Raw genomic sequence first — 24,798 nt, forward strand, 5'->3', positions numbered from 1 at the left:
CACGCTGGCAGATGTTAAGTTGTTACAGCAAAAGTATCCCCAAGCTCGCGATAGAATATCGCAGGCTATTCAACTCAGAATACTGGCACACTGGTTTTATTTTCTTGGTTTCACTTACGCTACGCTGGAAACTCAAGACCTCACAACCGTATGACGCAAACGGGCAGACCGGAAGATAGCACTTATATTTAGCTCATTGGTGAACCGCGAAACGGGCGGCGTAACCTTATGAATCCCGCCGTTTTAGGCGGTTGATGGATTGGCAGTACAATAGATCAGTTGAACCAACAGATAAGTTCTAAACAATATTATCGAATTCATATGCCTCAAACGGGGCCCAGGTGCTGCTTTATACCTGCGCGAATCAAGTGACGTGCAGACGAAACACCTTTTCAATTCACGTCACGACCGCGTCACGCGACGTTTATTAATCCTTGGTTAATCAGAGCAAGTAGCGGGGGCTACAGGCATCCTGATTAACGATCTTAAACAAAACTATTCAGATAAAATCCAACAATCGAAAAGAAACCTCGGAAGAAATACTTTTCCGACTAAAGGGCGCAGGGGACTATCATGAGTGGAACAATACCACGCAAACTTTCGGATCACATCAAGACTGATCCAGGGAATGGGCGATTTAAAAGTTCGATATTTATCTATGCTGAAGCGGGTGTCGTCTTTCAGGGACTGGTGCAGTCGTTGGAACGCAATTTCACCGATATAGACATTCATCTGTGCAGCTCATTTACCGAGGCCGAAGCTTATGATGACGATATTCAGCTCGTCCTCATCCACGCCGGCTTTGTTTCCAGCTTCAGTGAATCGGCATTGCGGTGCAGGAAGCGCTTTCCCAACGCCTCCATTACCATGATGGTTGACGATAATGTATCGGGACTGGATGAACTCGACAGCCTGTTCGACGGCAAGGTTATCCAAGGCTTGTTACCTTTCAATTTAAAGCTGGATATATGGCTTGCGGTCATCTGGCTGCTGCTGAATGGTGGTGAATATTATCCGCCTCACATCAGTCGCTCTTCGGATAGAGCACGGGATGACAATAGCGGACGCTCAATGGGCACTTCTCATCAGCAATCCGACGGCGTAATCCGGCCGATCAAGACATTGACCATCCGTGAACAGCAAATTTTGGAGCTGTTGTCGGAAGGTCTGCAAAACAAGATCATTGCCGACCGCCTGACGCTGTCAGAACATACTGTTAAGGTCCATGTGCATAATCTCATCCGCAAATTGCGTGTGCATAACCGTACGCAGGCCGCTGCCGTATATCGCAATACGAGGGATCAAGAGGCCTTTCAGCCCCCTTTTAGGGGGTACAAGGCGCCGATGAGCCACTATGCAGCTTCGCCAGAAATGGCTCGGGTTATGTAGTATCAATGTCGCGGCTCGACGACATTCTCATGCTGGTGGGCAAATTGAACTATACTTGGACAAACACGGAGAGTTTGTTCATTTACCTGATTGCCCACCTGCTGGATACGAACAAGGAAGCGGCAACTGTCATTTTCTTGACGCTGAATACGACACGAGCGCGCATTGATCTCATCGAGCGCCTTGCAAAAATACATTCTACAACGCCGGAAACCAAGGCAGCAGTCCTTAAGATCACAGCCCGAATGACGCGTGAGCAACGCCTGCGCAACAAGTACAACCACTGCATATATTCGTTCGATGAATCAGGCCGAACCGCATCAACTCAGCTGATGCGGATTGTCGATATGGACGAGAACCTGAAATATGGAAAAGTTGAAGCACTCGATGACGAAGAGATGTTGCGAATACAGGCAACAATTGATTCAATAATCGACGTCAACAAATCCATATGGGGTTTCATGAAGGTCAATAATATAAATATTTGACATCACTTCGGTGGAAATTCGCTCCGCTCGATTCTCAAACAAACTCGTCGCCATTCAGGCGATTCCAGCCTTCGCCCGCAAGGCCGTTGAAAAATGCATTCCCCTTTGAAAAAGCTTCCAGGACGAGCGGGTCGCCAGTATGCACCACGGTGGATGAACGCTGAAAGAACAGGCCGCGGCGTATCATCATCGCTTCCAGCAATTGCGGTTGTGAACGAGCCCGTACAGCAACGGCACCTATGGAATTGGCATAGTAAAGGAGGCTATCCAATACGGTGCTTTCCTGCCCTTTCGCGGCAATGATTTGAAGGACACGGACAGTCTCCCCGCGACCGCCGTGAAACAGATAAGCACCCAAAGGCTTGCCTGTCCGGCTCTTCACCACTCTGCTGTGCATGGTGCCGTAGGTTGATTTCGTGCTGGCCGTCGCCAGAACATCGCTCAAGGTCGACAGATCCCAATCCGGGCGTAATTCGTAGTCTTTCAGCCAGGACGCAATGAGCGGGGGCAACATATCCAGCTCAATGCTGCAATCATTCACGCCTTGGGGTTTCTCCGGTATGGAGGTTTTCATAATTGCATGAGCGAAGAGATCGAATGGCCCCGATAGCAGCTTGCCGTGCCGCAAGAACTTGAAACGACGCGACGCCGCTTCAGCAGCAAAGGCAGTGGGACGAAGAATGCGCAGCCATTCCAGGCTATATCCGGGCAAAACCCTGCCACGCAGCTTGCTCCACATAATTCGCGATGTTTCGTTGGCTGTTTCGCTTAATGAAAGGTCTTGGGGTCCGGTGAGAAAAGCGCGAAGCAACCGTGCTCCGGCAAGCGGATCCTCAATATGATCCTCGACCATCAAGGGGCCGCAAATTGCCGCCTGCAGGGGAGCGTTTCCAAAAGCCATTTTCAATGGAAGCGCGCCAATGAACCCCGTCAGCACGCCATCGCCCCGGATATGGACTTGTGAGATGATCCCCGTGCTGTTTCCGGGAGCGAGATAAAGCTCCGATAGATAGTCCGCTAATGATGCTGGAATTTTTGTGTTGGCTGGCTTGAACATTCGCCAAAACATCGCCGCTACCGCAGGGATATCCTGGGGCGCCAAGTTCCGAACCTCGCTGAATGCTGCGCCGTCCATAGAAGGCTCCTACCGACTGCTATTTTTTTCTGGCAATCGCCACCCGGGCGATCCCTAATTCATTGTCGACAAACGATATCTCTTCATAAGCGCCCGAGCGCGATAACAAATGAGCGACCTGATGATGTTGCCCTTCTCCGAACTCGAAAGCCAAAGAGCCCCCGGGTCTCAACATATCGGCAGAGTCGCGTACCAGCCTTTGAAGGATAGAGATGCCGAAAGGTCCACCGTCAAAGGCCTCGCGTGGCTCCTCCTCCAAGAGATGCGCAAGTGTTTCGTGTAGTCGCTTTGCAGAAATGTAGGGAGGATTACACACAACCAGATCCACTTTTCCGGCTGGAGATTTATCGCCAAATGCTGCAAACAAGTCGCCCTGATAGACTTCAACACGATCCGATAGGCCCAACCGTTGTGTATTGTGCCGGGCAGCATTGACGGTCTCGTCGGTTAGGTCCGCACTCATGACTTTTGCTGATGGAACTGCACTGGCGATAGCAAGCCCAAGATTGCCCGAGCCACAGCACATATCGATAACCAGCGGCGAGGTGCTGTTTGCCACAATGCCGATTGCCGTGCGGCCCAGGAGTTCGGTCTCTTCCCGGGGGATCAGAACGCCGCCAGCAATTTCGAGTTCTATGCCAAGAAAGCTATGACGGCTCATTTCCGGGCGAGTGGCCGGCATATTATCCGTGTCTTTCGTCATCGGCTGCATCAGTAACTCTCCTCGACTTCAGACGTTGGGTTTGGTGGCACTTTCACCTTCTTCCAGGTAAAAGTGTTGCTCACTTTGAAAAAGGAAATGTAGAGCACGACGAGTACGCAAACATAGACCAAAGCCCCCGTCAGAATTTTTAGTCCGAGGTCTAGTGCGGGCGATAGAGAGAGTTGCGATACCCAGATTATGCACGCGACCATCGCGATCAGGCTCGGCACGATGATAATGCTGCTGGCCCCGACACGCTTCCAGCTAACGCCGCCGTAATGGCTTTGCAGCCATATCGTTACGCCTGCCGTGATCGCGGCTGCCATTACCTGGCCGATAGCGACACCCATTATACCGAAGGGCACGGCTCCAAGCAGGAAGATAACGGCGACGACCATGTTGCATAGCGAGACGAGCGGTAACCGTCGCACCTGCCCCGTTAGCGACAAAAGCGGCTCGGTTAATACGCCTGGACTATACAGCATATACATCAGGGCAAGGAGAGCTGTCAGTGGAGCCGCCGGATGCCACTGATCGCCAAGCAGAAGAACAACCAGCGTCTCCGACACAAGCGCAAGGCCAATGAAAATAGGGGCAGCCAGAGCCAGCAGGAAGGGCAAAAGCACGGTCGCTTCCCGCCCCACACCTCGCTTGAGTTCCTGAAGGGTCTGATTTTCCCGGATAGAACGCCTCAGGCTAACCCAGGCTATCAACCGGCTTGGTTCATCCATCATATCGGCGAAGGACGATCCCAGACGATCTGCCACCCGGTAGTAACCCACGCTCGCCGTGCCAAAGAATATTCCGATTGCGAAAGTCACCGCATAAGTATGGAAATAGGCGACCATGCGGGTCGCCAATATATAGCGGGAGAATGCTGCGAGTTCTTTTACGATGGCCCAGTGAAGCCGCAGACGCGGAACCCACCGCGTTATGAGCATCGCGCTGCAAAGATAGGTGATTTGCATGAAGAGCTTGCCCACGGCCAAGGCAAATATTCCCCATCCTGCAAGCAATCCAGCCAAAGTGATCGCCAGGCCAACGCCTTCGCCGACCATGAGCAGAATCGAGTGCATTTCGGATCTGCTTTGACGAACCAATATGCCGGCATAAACTGCGCTAAAGGTTGCAAATACCACCCAGACTGAAAAGATGACGAGAATTTCAGCCGCCAGCCTCATTTCGAAAAAACGGTCCAGTACGCCGGAAACGGCAAGGCCGATAGCCATCGCCGCCGCACCGCTGGCGAGAGCCATTGTAGCAATCTGATTGAACAGCGAGATATCCTCGCGGCAGCTCATTATAAACTCCCGCGAGCCCGCTTCGGCGACACGGGTCAGCAGTATGGCTATGGCAAGGATCAGGGTATAAACACCAAATTCAGCTGCCGACAGCATTCGCGCTGCCAGAATGAATACCAGCACTTGCGCAAGTTGGGCGCAGATACGCGAAGCCATCGCCATAAACGCCATGACGGCAGCTTTCCTGGGCGTGAGCCTCTCGGCTATTATCTGAGAACCCTGTTTCAGCGTGATGCCTCCGGCACATGCTTTGAACACCAACCTGACTGCTCAAAACGATCGCTTCATCCATACCAGATGGCCCGTTTTGTTTCAGGAATTACCCCTCTAATCAATTGGATTAGGCATTCTGGACGGATGCTCATGAAAGTGGAACATTCAATGCTAAGCCGTGCTCATCCTGAGAAATTCGCGCATTTGAACGCAATCCGAGGATCGATGAGACCAGGTTTAGGGGGCAGAATGTCTACGAGACTTCGTATTGGAATCATCACTGATTCCATGGATCGATTACAGAATTGGGAGATCAAGTTTTTAAAGGGTGTTCTTGATTGTCCTGAGTTCAATTTGAAGGCTGTTATCGAAACTGGTCCAGTGCCGGCGCATGACACGTCGTTTGTTGGAAAATTGATTGATCGGGTAGAGAGGCAGGTGTTTGTTAAACAACTGCGCTATCCCGCTCAACCTTTCGGAAATCAGCAATACAAATTACCCGAATCCATACGTGTAGGCCGCGACGGTCTGCTGGGCGTAAATATTGATGTGGCAGTGCGATTGACGGCAAAACCGCTTCCGCAGCAATGTCTCGACCAGATCGAGTTTGGCGAATGGTCTCTCGATTTCGTCGATAAAGGAGCCAGCGGCCATGACTGGACCGGGTTTTGGGAAGTGAAAGAGCGCAAGGCACTGACTGTGGTTCAATTGTCAGCTCGCCTTGGCTCGGAGCCTGAGCCGCTCGTCATTTCCAGTGCCGGTTACAACACCAAATATAGCGCGGCGCTCAATGGAGCCTTTATCAAGGAGAAGTCTGTCCTGCTGCTGCTGCGCGAGTTACGCAGATTGGCAGAGACGAGGAAGTTTTCCACAAGCCCCGCCACGCTCTCCGTAGATATGCGAGCCGCACCTCAACTTAGCGATTCTATCCTTTATCTGGGACAGCTTGGCCGTAACATCATTGGAAAACTTGCAGTGCGAGCAAGATCAATTCTTGGGCTCAATTCAAGGAGCTGGGGCGTTTATATGGGGGATGGGAGTATCGAAAACTTTACCCCCGATAAGGCTACCCCTCTAAAGCTCGCCGACAGAATGTGGGCCGCCGATCCCTTCCTGTTTCGATGGCAAAACCAGGACTATGTCTTTTTCGAATGTTTCCCGGATAACAGTATGAACGCCTGGATATCTGTCGCACGGCTGTCCGGATCAGAAGTCGAATTTCTCGGAACTTGCCTGCGTACGAGTTACCATCTTTCCTATCCATTCGTCTTCAATGACGGCCCGGACATTTACATGATTCCGGAGACCCACCAGACAGACCGGGTGGAGATATGGCGCTGCACACAATTTCCCCTGAGATGGGAGCTTCATTCAACAGCGCTCGAAGGCAAAAGCCCTGCTGACACCACTATGTTCAAGGTCAAAGGGCAATGGTGGTTGCTGACCTCCCTTTCGGATCATCACACTTTCATGGATCACTCCAGCGAACTTTATGCATTCGCCGTTGATGGACCTGACTTGAAAAGAGTTGTCCCCCACAAACGCAACCCCGTCATTATTGGGAGTGATATCGCAAGGAATGGGGGCCGCGTTCATATCATAGGTGATCGGGTTCTACGCCCGTCGCAGTGTAACTCTCATGGGATTTACGGTTACGGTCTGAATATCCAGGAAATTACCAGACTCGATTCCGAAGACTATGTCGAAGAAACCATAAAATCCGTTAGACCCGATTTCATGACTGGTATTGTTGGCTGCCACCATCTGGATACGCTCGGAACCCGGTTTGTTATAGATCTGTGCAAAACAAAATAACCTTTGCTTCAAGGTCTGGTGCTACCATCCTCTTGACATTGCAACATATTTCTCGCTGCCCGGTTAGGCCATAACGACGTTTAGCTCTAATTTTAATGATTATTACTAAGGGCATAACATATTTCTTTAAGTACTATTAATTATTGACGCAAAACATTTATACTATAGTTTAATTGTATGCAGGGAATCATAAAACAAATAAAACCATGCAACCAGACATGCAATACTGTGCTCACAGCGTATAGAATACAAATTTCGTAACTAAAAATACTGCTTTGCTTGGGCGGTTTTTTAGGACGCAATGATTTTGCCGCGATTCAAGAGGATTTCCAGCGCTACGCGTCTGGGCAGCCGAAACTATGGGAATGGTTGGGGTCAGGATTATGTCCTACATAACAGAACCGCTGATAGAACAGCGGACCGAAAAAATGCCGGCAAAGAACCGGATGTCCTACATTGTAATCAAGAGAACTCTTGACGTTATACTGGCCACCGCCGCGCTAATATTTCTCTTTCCGGTCTTAGTCTGCATCATAGGTACTTTGGCAGCAACTGACGGCTTTCCTATCGTATATAGGCAACGCAGAATCGGCCTGAACGGCAAAGAGTTCACTTGTTTCAAGTTCCGCTCCATGGCGAAAGATGCCGATGCGCGTCTGGTTACGCTTCTGGCGCACTGTCCGGAATCCTTGCGTGAATGGACGGAAACACAAAAGCTCAAAACTGATCCGAGAATCCATCGGGTCGGTCGCATTTTGCGGATTTCAAGCTTGGACGAACTTCCCCAACTCATAAATGTACTGCGTGGGGAAATGAGTATTGTCGGGCCACGTCCCATCGTCATGGATGAGATCGGCCGCTACGGCGATTCCTATCGGTATTACATCGCGATGAAGCCGGGCATAACGGGTCTATGGCAGGTCAGCGGCCGCAGTGATACCGGGTATGATACGCGGGTAAAGCTGGACACAGACTACTTCAAGTCGCGCTCTATCTGGGTAGACCTGAAAATCATGGTCCGCACGGCGTCGGTGGTGCTATTTGCGAAAGGCAGCTGCTGAATATTGAAACTTGCTCCAGGAAAAGCTGAACGGGCTTTCCATCGGGAATTGCGTAGCAACAGAGAGTTAGGGCAATGCACTTCAAACGGCTCTGACGAACATAGTGATCGGTGTGATACGGATGCAACTCTTATCTGGGTTACTCATGCCCCATCTTCTTCAAACGTTTTGTCCTTCCAAAACGGTCCATACGCGGATCGCTAACGCATTGTGGGTCGAGTATGGCGGAGCACCATGGGACATGCCTCCTGATTGGGAGCCGGACAGACAATGGGCATCCACGCTGGAATTGAATCTCATTCCCAATCTCGGACCAATGTCTGTAGCTATTTTGCGGGAGTGGCTCGCGGCAGGTGATGATGAGTTAAACGAGCGATAAATCGCTTTAAGTCATCCGCCAAATGACGAGCCAGAAAACCACGCAAAGAAAGAATGCAGCCCAACGAATAAGATACTTCTCCTCAACGAGGTCAAAGAATGACTTCGAGGGTCGTTGGGTTGTGGTCTCAAGATTTTCAGAAGTATTTTTCATCTATCTCTTAACGATGCATTTTTACACTGAGGTCAATTCTAACCTTGAATTTGGACCAAAGATAGCCCGGCAGATTTAGACCTCTCCTAAATCAATTACAACTTTAACCAAAAAGTATGAATAAATGGATAGCGCGCCTAACCCCGAACAATCGAAGTAGGCGTCCTTAAAGGCTTGATGATCAGATCGCTTGGTAAGAAGGGTGCATTCCGGCGGAGGAATCAAGCGCCGGTGCAGTATCCGGCAATTTTTCACCGGCCAGACATTCGCCATAAAGGGCGATCAGTTCATTACACCAACTTTGCGGCGTATTGGCCAAGCCTGGAGAAAGAGCAAATGCGGTCTTGCTCATGTGCTGAACCCGGTCATCGCTGTCGAGTTCTGCAAAGGCTGCTGCCAGGCTTTCAGCGTCAGACGCTTCGGCAACTATGCCGCATCCGAGCTCCTGCGCTTCATTGGCGATGAATGCAGACTTGAAGGCTACGATTGGAATTCCGCTTTGGAGACTTTCATGAGCAACCAGGCCAAAGGGTTCGGGAAGTCTGCTCGGCATAACCACAAACCGCGCTTCCTGTAAAAGGGCACTGATCTCATCATGAGTTTTCCAGCCCTCGCAGATAACCTCCGGATAGCGCTGGAGCAACTCCTCACGAAATGCTCCATCTCCAATGACGCGCAGCCGCCGTCCTACCGTCCGCGCGGCTTCAGCAGCAATATCGACGCCCTTTTCAAACTCGAGCCGTCCTATAAAGAATATGTCACTATTCTCTTCGGCAGGGATGCGTTTTTTTGCAAATGGCTTGACCGGATTAAGCACCGTTCTGATGCGCGATGAGGGAATTCCCCCTCTTTCGAGCCATGGATTCATCATTGGATGAATGGACGCAATCGTGCAGTTGGATTTGGACATGTCCAGAAGCCGTGTGCGCAACCACGACCGCGCAAAACGCCACAGCTTGTCGGCATAGCGTCGCTTGTCGCAGTTTGAAGCCAGACATCGTCCGCTTAGCGGTGTTAGGGAACACACGCTATTTGTCTTGAAATTAGCATAGCTCCCGTTGGGACACACCAAAGTAAAATCGTGCGCCGATATTATCAGGCGGCTATAGACCGGTTTAAGCGCTGAAAATATCGAGGGTGAGAGTATCTGGGCCCATGCATGGACATGATAGACCGTGCCAGGCGTGTCCTTTTGCGCAATGTAACGCGTGATCGCCTCATAAGCGGCCTTGTTATAGGCGCCATCCATGATCCGCCTGTGAACCGGCAATTTCAGCAGCGGCTGGCTTCCCAACCCGTCAATTTCCACATTATGATAGCCCTGCAATGGAAAGCCGGCGCCAGTATCGCCTGTCAGGAAAGTAACGGGTATTCCGGCCTCATGCAGCAGGCGTGCTGACAGCAGAGCCAAAGCCGCCGCGCCGCCGCTGGCCACAGCTTCATCATTGATGATCACGACGCGTTCCAACATAGCTGCGATATCCTTCAGCTTGGCCGCAGCGAATTTGTGCTGGTCTGTGCCGGAGCCTTCAGGGCAAGGACAAGAGCGCCCGAGCGCCCTCTCGCGTCGGATGTTCCTTGTGTCTGCGAAATCATGTCCATGGTTTGTTGCGCATTCCGGTGCTCAAATTCCTTGCGAATGAGCTGGCTCATTTTATCCTTGAATGTTTCCTTGCTGAAACGCAGCGAATGCGCGCGAATTCGGGCAGGCACGAAGCTCTTTTCCACCAGCTCGAACTGCTCGACACAATCAATCAATGCTTCCACGGATTGTTCTGAAAACAGCATGCCTGACAGGCCATTGACCACGGTGTCAACCGCCCCGCCTTTGCCATAGGCGAGAACCGGGCGGCCGCTTGCCATTACTTCAACCGGCACGATACCAAAATCTTCTTCGCCAGGAAAAATCAGAGCCTTGCACCGTGCCATATGGCTCTTCAATGATGCGAATGGCTGGTGATTCAGGAATGTCACCGTTGGCCCCGCCTTGCTCTTGAGGCTGGCCATCTCTTCGCCTGTCCCAATCACGACAAGCTTCTTGTTCATTCTGGTGAATGCTTCAACCGCAAGATCAACGCGCTTGTAGCCTACCAATTGCCCGGCACAAAGGTAGAAGTCCTCGACCGTATCGGATATTGCAAATTCACTCACTGAGACAGGCGGATGTATAACAACCGCGTCCCGCCGGTAATATCTCTGCACGCGATTGGCTATGTGGCGTGAATTTGCGACAAAGCAATCAACGCGTGCGCTGGTCGAAACATCCCACTGCCGCAACCAGGATGCTATTACCGGCATGAACAATCGTTTCACGAAGCCCGCGCTGGCATGGTAGAAAAAATAATGATCCCAGATGTAGCGCATCGGCGAGTGGCAATAGCAAATATGCAGCGCATCGGGCTTGGGGATAATCCCCTTTGCCGGCCCGGATTCGCTTGAGATGATCAAATCATAGCTGGTCAGATCCATGCTTTCCAATGCCAGCGGCATTAGAGGCAGCAACATCTGATAATGTTTCTTTGAACCCGGTATTTTTTGCAGGAAGGACGTTGTGATTTTGTGGTTTTTCAACCGGCCCTTGATCGCGTCGGGATCATAGACCAGCGTGAAAATATCTGCCTCGGGGTAAAGCTCACTCAGTGCTTCGAGGACTTTTTCGCCACCGCGCATCGATAAAAGCCAATAATGAACGATAGCTACTTTCACAATACTGCCCCTCGTCCATGACATGGCGTACGCGCACGAGAGCGCGCGCGTCATGCCCGGATCTTGATTATTGGGTTGGATTCTTCAGGACGGATAAGAACAGTGCTACGCCGAAATTCTACATTCAATTCACTTTAGAATTCCGGCGTAGGTCCCCCACTGACTGCCCGCTTGCTCCCACACACGCTTGATTTTTTTGATCTTGTTTTTCATGCGTTTAAAACTTGCGACCACACATATGAAGCTAAATCTCTGCCCGTTACGCAAGCGTGACTCAAAGGGCTTTTTCCGGAAATTTTTACAAAATCTGCGCTAACCAATAAGATTGTACTGAATTCGGTTAGGCTCGAAACTTAAGGAGTAGAGGAAACTAGACCTTCAGTTTGAGCCATTGGCTGGTTTCATTGAAGGTCCAATCTTGAAAATGATCGTCAGGCGCCCCCATTTCCTTCGGCTGGCGTTGCTCCAGCATGGCTTCCAGCAACAATGTGGCGTCAAGCCGCTTGATGTTGCAGATATGCGGTCTTATGCGGGCTTCACCATCGGCAATTTCGGTTGAAATCTTGTCAAAAACCCGTCGCCAGCTGCGCTCCTTGAAGAATATCGCATTCGCTGCTGAGCGAATATAATACATTTCATCCGGATTGATGGCTCCGGCGGCTTTGGCCCCTTTCCAAAGTGGCATCAATAGTGACCATTGCCTCGCTGAATGCGATATAGCCAAACTCGGCTGGCGCATGAACCTGCGCAACAGCCGCATCGTCTTCCAGCCCGCCAAAAGCATAACGCTCGAACACTTCCCCAATGCCGATCATGCCGAATGGATAGCATTCGGCGGCACGCAAAGCGCCCATGCTTGCAGCGCCGTAAATCACTGCGCCTTTTGACAAGGCATAGAGAATTTCCTTGTGCCAGACGGCTGCAACATCCTCAAAGCGTCCATCGACAAGCCCGATAGTGCGAAATCCCTGATCCACGGCATGGGTAATGTCACCGCATTTGGCCGGCCCACGGCAAGTCAATTCATGATCCGGCAGCAGCACATCCTCTCCGCTGCGCAACGGCACGAACTTGGTTCCCGAAAGACTCGGGCCTGCAAAAAGAATCTTCATGGCGTTGCTTTACTGGCGGAGCATTGCATTGAGAGCCCTCCCGCCGAAGCGATGTTTGCGAATACCTGCGGGGCTTTCCAACTCATTGACCAGCACCCGGCAGACGGAAAATCCATATTCTTCTCCGCCAAGCGGAACAGCAACCACGCTTCTAATGCCGCGCTGGCGAAGTGGGTTGAGATAGGTTTCCAGACTTGCCCGCGCGACCGGCGATGGGTCTTCGAAATGGAAATCACTTCCAGGTTGTGCGTGGATATAGACGGCAAGGTCCGGCGCAAGCCGCTGCGCATATTCCGATGGATCGAAATCGTCCCGGGCACCCGAAATATTGGTGATACGGGTCTGCGCCGCCTCGGTGATCGCGCGCATGGCGGCTACGCGCGGAGAAAGATGGCAGCCATATCCCGCTGCGAGATCGAAATGCAGATAGCTGCCGTGCTGTGTTGCCGGACTGATGGTCGCCATGAAAACCGGCAGCGCAATATCCGAGCTCGTATCGAAGAGCCTCAGCACAAAACCTGCACTGGCAATGCGTTCGGCTAGCCAATCAATATTGCTGTCGGAGAACACGCGCGGATCGACGCATCGCGCCTGGACACCAGCGTCACGCTGAAACCGCCATAGCTCCGTTGCATCACGCTCCACCCGTTCGCAAAGTCCATGGATAACCGCTTCCAGCAGGCAGTTTCCGGACGCCAGCCCATCGGTGGATTGGCTATAGTGCCAGTTCTGCCGCTGCGACGTGAAGTCAAGCGAGACGACCTCGCGCGGCACGTAGACCGGGAGTTGCTTGAGGAGATCAAAGCCTTCCAACCATTCGATCGGCTCGTCATTTCCGGGCTCATCAGCACCGCGCATGAGAAGCATGCGCCCGTCAAAAACAATGTGTCCGCTGTCTTGCAGGGCAGCTTTCGTTGCTGTGATTGACGTGGCGGGAATGTCTTCGGCAATAGCGATTTCTGCGGCTTCCATAACAGCGGAAGCACGCGCATGTGGTGCCGTGATACCTTTGCCTTGGCTGACCGCCAATGTACGGCTATTTGGGCGTACCGCCATCCACACCGGAATACCGATGCGGTCGAGGCCGGTCACTTCCGCCATTCGAACAATGCCCAGCTGCGAGAAATGTGGACGCAGCCGGCTCACGGTCACATCCGCATCATGCAATCTGGTGGAAGACGGATCATTATTGCTTGCGGCGGAGCGAAGCTTGGCTTCATCCGCCGCAAGCCTTTCATAAACCGAAATCCCGGCCCGTGACTTCATAAGTACTCCAGCAGACCGTTTGGCAACATTCGCTCAGTTTACGAAACCGCCGCGTTGGCTGACAACGAACGGTCTGAGGGGCCATTCCGTACGTCGAATGAATAGGCGCGATCTGACGCATCACTTCTGCCATCAAACGAGTAGGCGCGATCTGACGCATCACTTCTGCCATCGAATGAATAAGCGCGATCTGATGGATCAGTCCGCGCTTCCATATCGATTCCAGTCTCGCTCATATTCACCTTAGCCAGAAATTCCAAACCAGCAGCGCTTATTGAGCCAATGACATCCTTGTCCAAACATTCGGCAGTGTTCGTATCTGAATTGACGAGCCAAAGCTTGTCTTCCTCATTAACGATGTAATATTTCGACATGACAATAACCTTTCCAAGTAGAGAGCTCACCTGGGAGAGGTTATGCTGATTCTTTCATACGTCAATCGATCCGAAAGTCCTATCAATACTTAATACATTGATTTTATAGCCAGCCTCGATCATTTCTCTTTACTCTCGCTATACGACTGAGATTTCATTCCCGCGCGAGTGTCTGATGCGATGGCTATGCTAATTCCTTTGGTTGCAATAATCCCGGACTTACGCGCAGTGCCGATAAGCTGTAAAATGTCTGCGGTGGTAGCATTTTCCAAATCTGTCTCAGCGACTGGCGTCACTGTGCGATTATCAATATCTACAAGCCATAATTCAGTTTCCCCAGCCTCGCCAATAATAAAGTACTTCGCCATTCCTGAACCCCTTGTTTTCAACTATTGGAAGCCAGCTTCCTTGAGAGACGTCACATATTTCTGGCGCTGTTCCGGCAACCTTAGCGCCATGCTCTTTGTCCATTCATCGATACGGAAATTAGGATTATCCGCCAGCGCCTGCGTTCGAAATTCTGCGGCTTTTTCCTTTTCACCGAGCATCGCCCAACATGCTGAGATCAATCTTGACGCTACGCGTGGATTTTGCATCTGATCTGTGTAGGCGACCGCCTCCTTATGTCTGTCCAATGCATGCAAAGCACCGGCTCCTACCCAATAATAATAATCCGGGGCCAGCGGGTTATGTTCTATGGCTTGCTGTATCTTTTCCACAGCCTGATCGAGCCAACCATAATGCGTTAAAGCATCCGCATAATCGGCCAGCAAATCCGCATGCTGCGGGTTGATCGCCTCGCCTTGGTCGAAATATTCGAGACTGTCGTCGAATTTGCCCAGATACATACTGATTGTGCCAAGTTCCCGCAGAGGCCGCTCATCGTCTGGGTCATTGGGGGTAGCGCGCTTGGCGATTTTTTCCCCTTCAAGCAAAATATCTTTTTCACTGCGCGCCAGCATCAGCCATTCCTTTTGCATTGTGCGCGCGATACCACTAAGCGCAGGAACAAAGTCAGGCGACGCTGTCAGGGCATTCTTGAAGGATTGGCGAGCCTGACGCAATTTCGACAAATCGAACTTGTCGATATCGCGCTTGCCCATGAGGTACCAATAATAGGCATTGGGGTCTTGGTAGAGCTTGTTGTAGCGGTCAAGTTCCGACTTCTCGATTGTCGATACAACAGAAAGAATGATGCGGATGGAAAGCTGCCGGTATTGCTGTTCGGGCAGGACATAATCAAACTTTGTTTTCTCTGCCCAGACGATCTCCTGCGTTTCGGTGTCAATGAGTTTCACTGAAAGGAAGCAAAACCCGTCGCGGCGCACAATCTTGCTGTCAACCGCGTAACTGACTCCGAATTGCGCTTTGAGACCGTCAAAACTGTCAATCGGGGATTCTGTTACCACGCGCTTGGACGTATAGGGCGCCACAACTGAAAGCGTGCGCAAACGGCATAGGCCGATCGTGATATCATCTACCAGCGACGCGGCAAGTTGCTCCATTGGGTCGGATGCATTATGCGGCAAATAGAGAACCATAACCCGCGGCAGGCCCGCTTGTTTGGCCTGTTGCAGCTGGGATACGGCGCGGATCGCGGTCGGTGTCTGTATTTCGGTCCGGATTGCAACAGGTTGTGCTGGCTGCGTGATAATGAGCCCTCTTGTCGTTGCCGGGGAAAGTTTCGGCAGCAATTGCTGATAGAGCTCAATCGTTTGCTCTTCCGGCTCGACATCAAGATCATCGCGGAGCTTTTTCGTGCATTCCCGGAATGTCCGCTCCACCTTGGCAATCAGCCCAAGCTGCGACGCCGTTTGCATCAATGCGCGATAACCAACCTCCTGATAGGGGTCAATTTCGATCAGCTTACGGGCGCATTGCCGCTTTTCATCGATACTTACGCCTATGGGCTGATCAATCATCAAAAGCAGCATCGCGGTCAGATCATCGCGAATCTTTACGCGCTTGACGTCCAGCCATTCATCAAAATCAGAAGCTTGCGGCTCGTTCTGCGCCAGAAGATCGCCGGCATAAAGCTCGATCATCGGCAGCAAGGACTCAATATCGCCCTTCTGCATTAGCTCCATATACTCAAGAAGATCGATCCGCAGAAGATCGGCCCTCACCTGCGACAGGTTCAGGTAAACATAAGTAGCATCGCCCTGTATAAGACTTAAGCCATATTGCTCCTGAAATTTGCGGATACGCGCCAGACTTTGCCGCAGATTCATGGAAGCGTGGGATTGGTCCGTCTCGGACCAAAGAACTTGTGACAGCTTGCCACGAGAAACGGAATGGTTGGGGTTTTCCAGCAGAAGGTAAACAATAATGCGAAGAAAATTGGCAGGGACACGGGGAACAAGTTGTCCGCCCAGACTTACAGTTGCCTCTCCAAAAACTGCAATCTTCATTCCGAATAAAGCCCCGGATTTATCTAACTGTTTTCTTCCCGATATACGATCTGCATAGGCTATCAGTCACAATTTTAACCAAGTCCACCCCATATCTATAGATAGATATAAAGGTAAAACTATAATAAATTTGTATTAATACTGCCTCTGAAATACTTGCAAAGAGACCGACAGTACGGAATGTCCGTTCCGGGTTCGTTTTTCATAAGATAAATTCGTTTTAAGTCTCGACTATCCGCAAAATAATGACATTGTGCAAGAGGGTTGATGGATTTTTGAAAGAAAAGTCAAAGAATCTGCCAAACTATTGCTACATAGACACAAGTGCCTAAAAGTTAGTGTCTTCTCTGCCAAGCAGATAGTTATTTGCGTTACTATAAATCGTCGTGAAAAGATGAGGTTTTTCCCAAAATGCCTTCAACAAAAGTCAACTGGCTTTCAAGAAACGCAACCCGCTTTTCATAGGCTTTCATAACGCTCGTCAGATTTTCCAGGCGACCTTCATAGGATTCCGGTTCGGCAATATCTGTCATTGCTTCAAGCGTCAGTGCCGCATCCGCAGATGCTTCGGCAAAACGCTTGTTGAGGCCGAGCTTCTCCAGTTCCAATTCATTTCGGACAGCCGTCAGCGTCGTAATAATGCGTTTGAATCGGGCTGTATCACTCTCGCGATCCCGTTCCGGATCTCTGACGTTAAAGCCGAACATCGATCTGCCCTCCGTCTGGTTGAGTTGCTCCGCTTACAGGTTCCGGTGTCGGGAAGGGTTTGTAGAATTTGCCATCGCCCTTGCGCGTCAAAGATGTGAGCATTCTTCGCATGGGTTCATCATAAAGACGCAAGGCCATCCAGGAAAAAGCCAGGATCATGACGAAGCTCATGCTGGCGATAATGTGCGTATTCCAGCCTGAAAGCAATGATTGGCTAAGACCTGACATCATCAAGACAATAGGAAAATGCAAAACATAAATTGGATAGGACAAACTGCCGAGCAGGGAGCCGAAACGCATGGTGTTTGTTTGCCCGGTGCCTCCAATGACGATGGCAGGCAGACACAGGCTGATAAAAACCAAGTCCAGCCAAGGGAAATTTCGCTCTGATACGGCAACTGGAATTGCAAGCACAAAAACCAGTGCGGCCGAAAGGGTAAACATGCTCCAATGCCGCGCATTTGCACTCAGGCGGTGCTGCTCACGATATATGACCACACCCAAGGGAAAGCCGAAACATACCCGGGCCAGACCGCCCCAGAAGGTTGCGGTGTCATATCCAATATTGAGCGTGTGATACCGGTTCACGAAAACCGCAAGAAAAACCAGACTGACCACGATGATCAGGATCAGGGTGCTGGTACGGAGCCAAATGCCACAGACCGCCCATAGTAGATTGATGAGCAACTCGAAAAAAAGCGACCAAAGCGGACCATTTCCGGGGAAAAGATCGTGAGATGTTGCTGTTGCACTGAGGAAAGACGGAACCATTGCAAGATTGAGCATTCCGGACGCCAGCAGGACCTCCAGAGATTCAACTTTTCCGGGAAAAAACAGCCATTTCAGCAAAAGGACCACCAGGCCCATGCCAGCACCAAGCAGCGCCAGCGGATAGAGTCTGATCATGCGTTTTATGATGAATGACCCAAGTGACAAATGAGTCCGGAGGTCCCTTTCATAGGCGTGGGCAACAACAAACCCGCTGAGCACAAAGAAGAAATCCACGGCAAGATAGCCTCTCGGTACGATAGCCGGAATCATGCCGAATTGCGACAGATGGAAGCCAACGACAAGGAGGGCAGCAACGCCTCTCAGTCCATCAAGCATGTCGTATCGTTGGACGTTCATCGGTTTCCCCAAGCCCCCTCCGTCCGGCCTTTTGGTGGCACTGGGAAGGCCGGGCGGTGCTGCACTTAAATTATAGGCCTGACGGCATATCGCTGTCGTGTCAGCAATTTGAACTAGTGGTCTAAGCAAAGCTTTCCGGCCTATCCGCACCATTTCCGTTCAAGTCGCGGCAGTTCTGTTCAAGCGCTTGTAAAAGCCGACCATTATTATCGCTGTATTCGTCGATTCTATTGGGCAAAAGGCAAACATGTGCTAACTCCTGCCAGTGCCTTTCCAGGCACAATCGCTTCTCCCACAGTGCTCGCGCGTATAAAATGATCAAACGTTTCTTTGCCTATTATGCCCCTTACAAGGGACTGTTTGCGCTGGATTTTTCCTGCGCAATCATATCGGGCTTGCTGGAACTCGGCTTTCCCATGGCCGTGCGCAGCTTCATTGATGTTTTGCTGCCCAGCCAGAACTGGACACTTATCCTTCTGGCGTCTTTCGGTCTGCTGGCGGTCTATCTGTTTAACACGGGCCTGAACGCGGTCGTCGTTTATTGGGGGCACAAGCTCGGCATCAATATTGAAACCGAAATGCGCCGCAAAAGCTTTGACCACCTGCAAAAACTGTCCTTCCGCTTCTACGACAACCATAAGACCGGTCATCTCGTCGGGCGCGTAACCAAGGATCTAGAGGAAATCGGCGAAGTCGCCCATCATGGTCCTGAGGACCTCTTCATTGCGATCATGACCTTCATCGGTGCTTTCTGGCTGATGGTCTATGTCAATCCTATATTGGCAGTTCTGACACTGATCGTGGTGCCCATCGTTGTTTGGGGCGCTGGTCAATATGGTGGCCGCATGACCAGGAACTGGCAAAATCTCTATAGCCGCGTCGGTGATTTCAACGTGCGTATCGAAGAGAATGTCGGTGGTATGCGCGTCGTTCAGGCATTCGCCAATGAAGAGCATGAACGCTCTCTTTTCGCCCGCGACAATGCACGCTATCGCGAGACCAAGCTTGCCGCTTATTGGATTATGGCTGCAAGCACGTCACTGAATTATATGAGCATGCGGCTGATACAGGTCATTGTCATGATCGCCGGAAGCTACCTTGTCATCACCGGGCAGATGACAAATGGTGGTTTTGTCAGCTTTCTCCTGCTGGTTGCTGTTTTTGTGCGCCCGATCGAAAAGATAAACTCGGTCATTGAATCCTATCCCAAGGGTATTGCAGGGTTCCGCCGCTACACGGAGCTTCTCGATACGGAGCCGGACATAGCCGACCGCATCAATGCCCTGACCGTTTCCAATCTGAAGGGCAATATCGCTTATAAAAACGTAACGTTCCGATATTCACCGGAGCGCGATGCGCTGCATGAGATTGACCTGACTATCAAGGCCGGTGAAACGGTCGCGTTTGTTGGCTCATCAGGTGCCGGAAAAACCACGCTTTGCTCGCTGCTGCCGCGCTTTTATGAAGTAAACTCCGGTAGCATAACGATTGACGGCATCGATATTCGCGACATGACATTGGCCTCTCTGCGTAGCCAGATCGGCGTCGTTCAGCAGGATGTGTTTCTGTTCGGCGGGACCATACGGGAGAACATTGCCTATGGCCGTCTCAACGCAACAGACGACCAAATTGCTGAAGCTGCCCGGCGTGCCCGGCTTGATGAGATGATTGCATTGCTTCCTGCTGGCTATGAAACGATTGTCGGCGAACGCGGAGTCAAGCTTTCCGGGGGGCAAAAACAGAGGCTTGCGATTGCGCGAATGTTCCTGAAAAACCCGCCAATTCTGATTTTGGACGAAGCGACATCGGCTCTGGATACCAAGACAGAGCGGGAAATACAGCTATCTCTGGCCGAGCTTGCGCAGGGACGCACCACGCTGGTTATCGCCCACCGACTTGCCACGATCCGCAATGCCGATCGTATCGTTGTGGTAGAAAATGCTCGTATCCTTGAACAGGGAACACACACGCAACTGCTCAAGTCAGACCGGTTTTATCGGCGGCTTCATGATGCCCAGTTTGGCGAGAATAATTTATCTACCGCGGCAAGCTGAATTGCCAATCACTGCTGATATGAAATTGGTGCTATTCTGGTGCGGTGCTTTGAATCGTATTTTGCAGCTAACGGAACCAGTGAGAGCGCTGCTATAAGCCCGATAATCAAGCAGATTCCATAATTCATTCTAAACTTCATATCTCAGTCCACGTTGAAACAGTGCGGACATTTTCCTTCTAAAAGCTGACACGGACCTGAACCCTCATATTCCCGTCCTTAGCCGGGGAATGTTCCATTCAGCTTCCTGTCAGGAAAAAGGGCGATTGCAGCTCCAATCAGTGCCGCCCAATGGCGGCATCCCTGACTTTGAGTCCTGCAAGGAAGTCGCACGTGTCAATCGTATTAAACTATTCCGAAGGTCGCTCGCTTCGCCCGCAAATTGGAAGTGTGACGCTGAGCGTTCTGGTTGCAATCTTTTTGATGGCCACTGCCAATAATACTTTCTGGGGGAAAGCCACCCTGCTGCTGCAAGGGCAGACCGTCGCGCTGATCTATCTGGCCTTCGGGCTGACATGCGCTTTCATCGCCCTGTGTGTGTCTTTTTCCCTGAAATTTCTCATCAAACCATTCTTGATTGTTCTTATTCTTTTCAGCGCCTCGACATCCTGGTTCATGGATAGCTACGGCACGATCATTGATGTGAACATGCTTCAAAGCGCCGTCGATACGACAGATGCGGAAGCCGGTCATCTCGTGACCTCTGCCTATATGTGGCACATGTTTATCTTTGGGATTCTACCAGCCCTGCTCGTTGGCTGGGTGCGGATCAGGCACCGGACCTATCTGCAAAAAGTCAAATGGAACATGGTTGTCATTATACCTGCGCTGGTGTTTTTCTTCGTCGCTGCTCTTTCTCATGCGAGCACCTATCTGTCGCTCGGGCGTGAACATCGTGACTGGTTCGCCACTTTAAATCCCATCGCGCCTATCGTGAATGTGGTTAAACTCGTGATACGCACGACCAGCAACCAACATATTGTTGTGCAGCCGCTTGGCACAGATGCACGCGTCTACTCTGCCGCTCCATCAGGCAAACCCCGTGTCACTATTATCGTTGCCGGAGAAACCGGGCGCGCCGAGAGCTTTTCGCTGGGAGGTTATGGCCAGCTTACCAATCCCGAATTGTCCAAGCAGGATATTACCTATTTCCCCCAGACGAGCAGTTGCGGCACCATCACCGAGGTTTCATTGCCGTGCATGTTCTCCGTCTACACGCGCAAGCAATATACGCATCGCAAGGGCCTCGAAACCGAGAACCTTCTGGATGTACTCGGCCATGCCGGGATCAAGACGGAGTGGTGGGACAACAATACGGGCGATAAGAAGATTGCCGATCGCACCGCCTACCAGCCGCTCTACAAGTCTGGAAATCCTGCCTATTGCAAGGATGGCGAGTGTCTGGACAGCATTTTGCTCGACCAGATCGACAATTGGCTCGACAATGTGAAATCCGATTCAGTGCTTGTCATTCACCAGCTCGGCAGTCACGGCCCGGCCTATTATCTGCGCTATCCGGAAGAGTACCGTCGCTTCACACCGGATTGCCGCACATCCGAATTCGCAAAATGCAGCCGCCAGGAAATAATAAACGCCTACGACAACACCATTCTTTATACCGACCACATTATTTCGACAGTGATTGACAAGCTGAAAGCGCGTGAGACGCGGATATCACCATCCATGATCTATATGTCGGATCATGGCGAGTCGACGGGTGAATATGGGCTTTACCTTCACGGCGCACCCTACTTCATGGCCCCGACACAACAGACCCATGTACCTTTTGTCCTGTGGCTCGGTCAGGAGGCAAAAACGGAAGTGGACGCCAAATGTCTTGCTGCCGAGGCCGTAAAACCCCACTCGCATGATAATCTGTTTCATACGGTTTTGGGCATGATGCATGTCGAGACAACAGTGCACGACAAGGCGCTTGATGCGCTTGCGCCATGCAGGCAGGGGCAGTCATCGTGAGCGAAAGCCCCTACTTTAAAAAGACAACCGGGTTTCGTCACCTTTTTGCCGCTGCAAGCTACTCTGTGAAAGGAGCGGAACGGCTACTGCGCGAGTCAGCGGCGCGGCACGAGATCATTGCTTATCTTGGCGGAGTTGCTTTGTTCTCGGTTCTGGGGGCAGCGCTTCTTGACTATCTGGTGCTGACAGCTTTGTTTCTGCTGCTGCTTGCTGTCGAGGCTTTGAACACAGCGATTGAAGAGATCATTGATCATCTTTCGCGTGATTACTCGGTTTTCGCTCGAAATGCCAAGGATCTTGGTTCCTTTGCAGTGTCCTGTATTCTCGCTATCAACGCCCTCTTTATCGCCTACGTTGCAATCGATTTGCTGACCTCAACTTAATTAGGTATTGAGTGTTAACATTACACAAGACCGGGGTCAGGTTTGCGGGTTCTCCTTGTTGAAGACGATCAAACCCTTGGCGAGGCTGTGCGTGATCACGTCGCCAGCACTTACCATGCGGTCGACTGGATGCAGACGATCGACGATGCCACGGCATCGGTCCGTGTGGTTGAGTATGGGTTGATACTGCTCGACCTCAGATTGCCGGATGGGAGTGGCATAAATTTCCTGCGAACACTCCGGTCAAGGGGCAACGCAACTCCCGTCATTATTCTTACTGCACACGACCAGATTTCCGATCGTATTGAGGGGTTGAATGCTGGTGCAGATGATTATCTGGTCAAGCCGTTCAATCTGGACGAATTAACCGCACGCATATTGGCGGTCACACGGCGCCATTCGGGCAATTCAAGCTCAGAAATTATAGTTGGGACGCTTCGTATCAATATTGCCAGCAGAAGCATTTTTTCGGGAAAGCATGAGATCATATTATCCGGACGGGAATGGGCCGTGCTCGATAAACTCCTGGCCCGCGCGGGCGCCGTCGTGTCCAAGTCTCAGATAGAAGAGGCGCTTTATGCTTTCGGCTGGGAGGTCGAGAGCAATACGGTTGAGGTCTATATCAGCCGTCTGCGTAAAAAACTCGGGCGCGAACATGTCACGACGATACGCGGCGTCGGATATAAGATTGAAGGCCGCTCATGAAAAACCGCAGCATGACCCGCCGGCTGATTTTTTCCTTGACGGCGACACTGATCGTTTTTTGGCTGCTGGCTACAATAGCCGGCATGTTTGTCATGCAGGACGAGTTCGGGGAAATATTTGATGGCTCACTGCAGGCAACAACCGAGCGTCTGACACCCCTCGTTGTCGACGATGTGCTGCAAAGCGCAGAAGTATCGGACGCACGCCGTCAGCAAAGTTTGAACGAATCCACCCATAAGGGTTATCTGACCTATCAAGTCAGGGATGCGACGGGCAAAGTCATCCTTCACTCGCACGATGTTTCGGCAACACCCTTCGTTGCTCCTTTAAAGCGCGGCTTCTTCCAGGATGATGTCTCACGATTTTATACGGTTCCCGCCGTCAACAACACTATCTTCGTGCAGGTCGCGGACTCCCTTGCACATCGCACCGAAGCCGCTGTTGAAGGAGGTCTGGCCCTGCTTCTGCCCGTTCTGGTATTGATTCCGGTTAGCATTATCGGCATATGGCTCATTGTCCGACGCTCGATTGAACCAGTCAACGATTTACGCGAGGCGATTGCAGGCAAGGATAGCGGCAATCTTGCTCCAATTGAGCTGTCAACCTTGCCGCGCGAGCTTCAACCGATCGTAACATCGGTCAATCGCCTGCTTGAGCGGCTAAGGTCGACACTAAAAGCTGAAAGAGAATTCACCGCCAACAGCGCGCATGAACTGCGCACTCCCCTCGCCGGAGCACTCGCGCAGACGCAGATGCTTAAATCTGAGCTGCGCAGTGAGGGTTCAAAGTCGCGCTTGGCGCTTATCGAGGCGTCGTTGCAAAAGCTCATCAGGCTTGTCGAAAAGCTTATGCAACTGGCGCGTGCCGAGGCAAAGATAGGCACTTCAAATGAAGCCGCCGATTTGGGGAAAGTCCTGGAACTCGTGATTGAAGATTTCAATCGGGCGTCCGAGACAGATGGCAGAATTCGATATAGCCGGGCCAAAGCTGCCACGCTTGTTCGCCCGGTAAGCGAGGATGCTTTTGCAATTGTGCTTCGTAATCTTATAGAAAACGCCCTGATCCATGGCGATCAACAAGCTCCGGTCAAAATCAGCCTTGAGCCTGGCGGTACAGTTCGCATTGCAAATGATGGACCTGTGCTGGGTGCCGACGAACTCGTATCAATCCGCCAACGCTTCAGCCGTGGCAAAACAACATCTCCAGGTTCAGGCCTTGGCTTGTCAATTGCCACTGAGCTGGCCTCTCAAATGGGGGCGACACTGGAACTGAAATCTCCGGCAACCAACGCCAGCACAGGCTTTGAGTCCATCCTGCATTTCAGTTGAAGCCTTTTCACCA

23 protein-coding genes are annotated in these 24,798 nt (G+C 51.4%); 10 read left to right on the top strand and 13 right to left on the bottom strand.

Annotated features, from left to right (window positions below):
• The first annotated feature begins 573 nt into the window (after positions 1–573).
• Positions 574–1,389, top strand: a complete 816-nt coding sequence (locus QFZ34_RS00935; RefSeq protein ID WP_115053342.1) for a response regulator transcription factor — start codon at positions 574–576, stop codon at positions 1,387–1,389.
• 5 nt (positions 1,390–1,394) lie between these two features.
• On the top strand, positions 1,395–1,877 hold the full coding sequence (locus QFZ34_RS00940) for a hypothetical protein (RefSeq protein WP_115053341.1): 483 nt from the start codon (positions 1,395–1,397) through the stop codon (positions 1,875–1,877).
• A gap of 34 nt (positions 1,878–1,911) precedes the next feature.
• Here QFZ34_RS00940 and QFZ34_RS00945 read toward each other — a convergent pair whose 3' ends face one another.
• Genes QFZ34_RS00945 through QFZ34_RS00955 form a run of 3 tightly spaced genes read right to left on the bottom strand, consistent with a single transcriptional unit; the run spans position 1,912 to position 5,187 of the window.
• Positions 1,912–3,012: a hypothetical protein gene (locus tag QFZ34_RS00945; RefSeq protein ID WP_307275642.1), complete on the bottom strand. Its 1,101-nt coding sequence runs from the start codon at positions 3,010–3,012 to the stop codon at positions 1,912–1,914.
• A 19-nt stretch (positions 3,013–3,031) separates the two neighbouring features.
• Positions 3,032–3,724 carry a N5-glutamine methyltransferase family protein gene (locus QFZ34_RS00950; RefSeq protein WP_307275644.1) on the bottom strand — a complete coding sequence of 231 codons (693 nt, stop codon included), beginning with the start codon at positions 3,722–3,724 and terminating at the stop codon, positions 3,032–3,034.
• Positions 3,724–5,187 carry an oligosaccharide flippase family protein gene (locus QFZ34_RS00955; RefSeq protein ID WP_115053339.1) on the bottom strand — a complete coding sequence of 488 codons (1,464 nt, stop codon included), beginning with the start codon at positions 5,185–5,187 and terminating at the stop codon, positions 3,724–3,726. Before QFZ34_RS00955 ends, QFZ34_RS00950 begins: the two co-directional genes overlap by 1 nt.
• A gap of 126 nt (positions 5,188–5,313) precedes the next feature.
• Between QFZ34_RS00955 and QFZ34_RS00960 the strand changes: the two genes are divergently transcribed.
• The 3 genes from QFZ34_RS00960 (at position 5,314) to QFZ34_RS00970 (ending at position 8,484) form a co-directional block, all read left to right on the top strand.
• Complete coding sequence (locus QFZ34_RS00960; protein WP_307275647.1) at positions 5,314–7,044, top strand: glucosamine inositolphosphorylceramide transferase family protein; 1,731 nt, start codon at positions 5,314–5,316, stop codon at positions 7,042–7,044.
• A gap of 383 nt (positions 7,045–7,427) precedes the next feature.
• A complete protein-coding gene (locus QFZ34_RS00965) occupies positions 7,428–8,105 on the top strand; it encodes a sugar transferase (protein WP_307275650.1) in 678 nt (225 codons plus the stop codon).
• Between the two features lie 145 nt (positions 8,106–8,250).
• Positions 8,251–8,484 (top strand): hypothetical protein, encoded by a 234-nt coding sequence (locus QFZ34_RS00970; RefSeq protein WP_162802518.1) that lies wholly within the window; start codon positions 8,251–8,253, stop codon positions 8,482–8,484.
• 334 nt (positions 8,485–8,818) lie between these two features.
• On the opposite strand, the gene QFZ34_RS00975 is transcribed toward QFZ34_RS00970, so the two are convergent.
• The 10 genes from QFZ34_RS00975 to QFZ34_RS01020 form a co-directional block, all read right to left on the bottom strand.
• The gene (locus QFZ34_RS00975) at positions 8,819–10,108 is read right to left on the bottom strand and encodes a glycosyltransferase family 4 protein (protein WP_307275654.1); all 1,290 of its coding nucleotides are present in this window, start codon (positions 10,106–10,108) and stop codon (positions 8,819–8,821) included.
• Between the two features lie 14 nt (positions 10,109–10,122).
• Entirely contained in the window at positions 10,123–11,343 is a 1,221-nt protein-coding gene (locus QFZ34_RS00980) for a glycosyltransferase (RefSeq protein ID WP_307275657.1), read from the bottom strand.
• Positions 11,344–11,713: 370 nt separating this feature from the next.
• Complete coding sequence (locus QFZ34_RS00985) at positions 11,714–12,028, bottom strand: hypothetical protein (protein WP_307275660.1); 315 nt, start codon at positions 12,026–12,028, stop codon at positions 11,714–11,716.
• Positions 11,979–12,455 carry a TfuA-like protein gene (locus QFZ34_RS00990; protein ID WP_307275665.1) on the bottom strand — a complete coding sequence of 159 codons (477 nt, stop codon included), beginning with the start codon at positions 12,453–12,455 and terminating at the stop codon, positions 11,979–11,981. The genes QFZ34_RS00985 and QFZ34_RS00990 overlap by 50 nt, the downstream gene beginning before the upstream one ends.
• 9 nt (positions 12,456–12,464) lie before the next feature.
• Positions 12,465–13,721, bottom strand: a complete 1,257-nt coding sequence (locus tag QFZ34_RS00995; RefSeq protein ID WP_115053333.1) for a YcaO-like family protein — start codon at positions 13,719–13,721, stop codon at positions 12,465–12,467.
• A 38-nt stretch (positions 13,722–13,759) separates the two neighbouring features.
• Entirely contained in the window at positions 13,760–14,095 is a 336-nt protein-coding gene (locus QFZ34_RS01000) for a hypothetical protein (RefSeq protein ID WP_307275670.1), read from the bottom strand.
• A 119-nt stretch (positions 14,096–14,214) separates the two neighbouring features.
• Positions 14,215–14,463, bottom strand: a complete 249-nt coding sequence (locus QFZ34_RS01005) for a hypothetical protein (protein ID WP_115053331.1) — start codon at positions 14,461–14,463, stop codon at positions 14,215–14,217.
• 21 nt (positions 14,464–14,484) lie between these two features.
• Positions 14,485–16,506, bottom strand: a complete 2,022-nt coding sequence (locus QFZ34_RS01010; RefSeq protein ID WP_115053330.1) for a BTAD domain-containing putative transcriptional regulator — start codon at positions 16,504–16,506, stop codon at positions 14,485–14,487.
• Between the two features lie 374 nt (positions 16,507–16,880).
• On the bottom strand, positions 16,881–17,213 hold the full coding sequence (locus QFZ34_RS01015) for a hypothetical protein (protein ID WP_307275677.1): 333 nt from the start codon (positions 17,211–17,213) through the stop codon (positions 16,881–16,883).
• The gene (locus QFZ34_RS01020) at positions 17,200–18,342 is read right to left on the bottom strand and encodes an acyltransferase family protein (RefSeq protein WP_307275681.1); all 1,143 of its coding nucleotides are present in this window, start codon (positions 18,340–18,342) and stop codon (positions 17,200–17,202) included. The genes QFZ34_RS01015 and QFZ34_RS01020 overlap by 14 nt, the downstream gene beginning before the upstream one ends.
• A 314-nt stretch (positions 18,343–18,656) precedes the next feature.
• On the opposite strand from QFZ34_RS01020, the gene QFZ34_RS01025 reads away from it, so the two are divergent.
• The 5 genes from QFZ34_RS01025 to QFZ34_RS01045 all read left to right on the top strand — a co-directional run bounded on the left by QFZ34_RS01025 (position 18,657) and on the right by QFZ34_RS01045 (position 24,785).
• A complete protein-coding gene (locus tag QFZ34_RS01025) occupies positions 18,657–20,396 on the top strand; it encodes an ABC transporter ATP-binding protein (protein WP_307275684.1) in 1,740 nt (579 codons plus the stop codon).
• A 332-nt stretch (positions 20,397–20,728) separates the two neighbouring features.
• Entirely contained in the window at positions 20,729–22,369 is a 1,641-nt protein-coding gene (locus tag QFZ34_RS01030; RefSeq protein WP_307275686.1) for a phosphoethanolamine transferase, read from the top strand.
• Complete coding sequence (locus QFZ34_RS01035) at positions 22,366–22,752, top strand: diacylglycerol kinase (protein ID WP_307275688.1); 387 nt, start codon at positions 22,366–22,368, stop codon at positions 22,750–22,752. The genes QFZ34_RS01030 and QFZ34_RS01035 overlap by 4 nt, the downstream gene beginning before the upstream one ends.
• A gap of 42 nt (positions 22,753–22,794) precedes the next feature.
• Positions 22,795–23,457 carry a response regulator gene (locus QFZ34_RS01040; RefSeq protein ID WP_307275691.1) on the top strand — a complete coding sequence of 221 codons (663 nt, stop codon included), beginning with the start codon at positions 22,795–22,797 and terminating at the stop codon, positions 23,455–23,457.
• The gene (locus QFZ34_RS01045) at positions 23,454–24,785 is read left to right on the top strand and encodes a sensor histidine kinase (RefSeq protein ID WP_307275693.1); all 1,332 of its coding nucleotides are present in this window, start codon (positions 23,454–23,456) and stop codon (positions 24,783–24,785) included. Before QFZ34_RS01040 ends, QFZ34_RS01045 begins: the two co-directional genes overlap by 4 nt.
• Positions 24,786–24,798: the final 13 nt, after the last annotated feature.

The organism is Phyllobacterium ifriqiyense, assembly GCF_030817885.1.
GTDB lineage: Bacteria > Pseudomonadota > Alphaproteobacteria > Rhizobiales > Rhizobiaceae > Phyllobacterium > Phyllobacterium ifriqiyense.

Excerpts from the sequence above, each read along its gene's own strand:
- QFZ34_RS00935 (WP_115053342.1), top strand. The coding sequence starts at position 574 with ATGAGTGGAACAATACCACGCAAACTTTCGGATCACATCAAGACTGAT.
- QFZ34_RS00940 (WP_115053341.1), top strand. The coding sequence starts at position 1,395 with ATGTCGCGGCTCGACGACATTCTCATGCTGGTGGGCAAATTGAACTAT.
- QFZ34_RS00945 (WP_307275642.1), bottom strand. The coding sequence starts at position 3,012 with ATGGACGGCGCAGCATTCAGCGAGGTTCGGAACTTGGCGCCCCAGGAT.
- QFZ34_RS00950 (WP_307275644.1), bottom strand. The coding sequence starts at position 3,724 with ATGCAGCCGATGACGAAAGACACGGATAATATGCCGGCCACTCGCCCG.
- QFZ34_RS00955 (WP_115053339.1), bottom strand. The coding sequence starts at position 5,187 with ATGGCGTTTATGGCGATGGCTTCGCGTATCTGCGCCCAACTTGCGCAA.
- QFZ34_RS00960 (WP_307275647.1), top strand. The coding sequence starts at position 5,314 with ATGGCCCGTTTTGTTTCAGGAATTACCCCTCTAATCAATTGGATTAGG.
- QFZ34_RS00965 (WP_307275650.1), top strand. The coding sequence starts at position 7,428 with ATGTCCTACATAACAGAACCGCTGATAGAACAGCGGACCGAAAAAATG.
- QFZ34_RS00970 (WP_162802518.1), top strand. The coding sequence starts at position 8,251 with ATGCCCCATCTTCTTCAAACGTTTTGTCCTTCCAAAACGGTCCATACG.
- QFZ34_RS00975 (WP_307275654.1), bottom strand. The coding sequence starts at position 10,108 with ATGTTGGAACGCGTCGTGATCATCAATGATGAAGCTGTGGCCAGCGGC.
- QFZ34_RS00985 (WP_307275660.1), bottom strand. The coding sequence starts at position 12,028 with ATGCCACTTTGGAAAGGGGCCAAAGCCGCCGGAGCCATCAATCCGGAT.
- QFZ34_RS00990 (WP_307275665.1), bottom strand. The coding sequence starts at position 12,455 with ATGAAGATTCTTTTTGCAGGCCCGAGTCTTTCGGGAACCAAGTTCGTG.
- QFZ34_RS00995 (WP_115053333.1), bottom strand. The coding sequence starts at position 13,721 with ATGAAGTCACGGGCCGGGATTTCGGTTTATGAAAGGCTTGCGGCGGAT.
- QFZ34_RS01000 (WP_307275670.1), bottom strand. The coding sequence starts at position 14,095 with ATGTCGAAATATTACATCGTTAATGAGGAAGACAAGCTTTGGCTCGTC.
- QFZ34_RS01005 (WP_115053331.1), bottom strand. The coding sequence starts at position 14,463 with ATGGCGAAGTACTTTATTATTGGCGAGGCTGGGGAAACTGAATTATGG.
- QFZ34_RS01010 (WP_115053330.1), bottom strand. The coding sequence starts at position 16,506 with ATGAAGATTGCAGTTTTTGGAGAGGCAACTGTAAGTCTGGGCGGACAA.
- QFZ34_RS01015 (WP_307275677.1), bottom strand. The coding sequence starts at position 17,213 with ATGTTCGGCTTTAACGTCAGAGATCCGGAACGGGATCGCGAGAGTGAT.
- QFZ34_RS01020 (WP_307275681.1), bottom strand. The coding sequence starts at position 18,342 with ATGAACGTCCAACGATACGACATGCTTGATGGACTGAGAGGCGTTGCT.
- QFZ34_RS01025 (WP_307275684.1), top strand. The coding sequence starts at position 18,657 with ATGATCAAACGTTTCTTTGCCTATTATGCCCCTTACAAGGGACTGTTT.
- QFZ34_RS01045 (WP_307275693.1), top strand. The coding sequence starts at position 23,454 with ATGAAAAACCGCAGCATGACCCGCCGGCTGATTTTTTCCTTGACGGCG.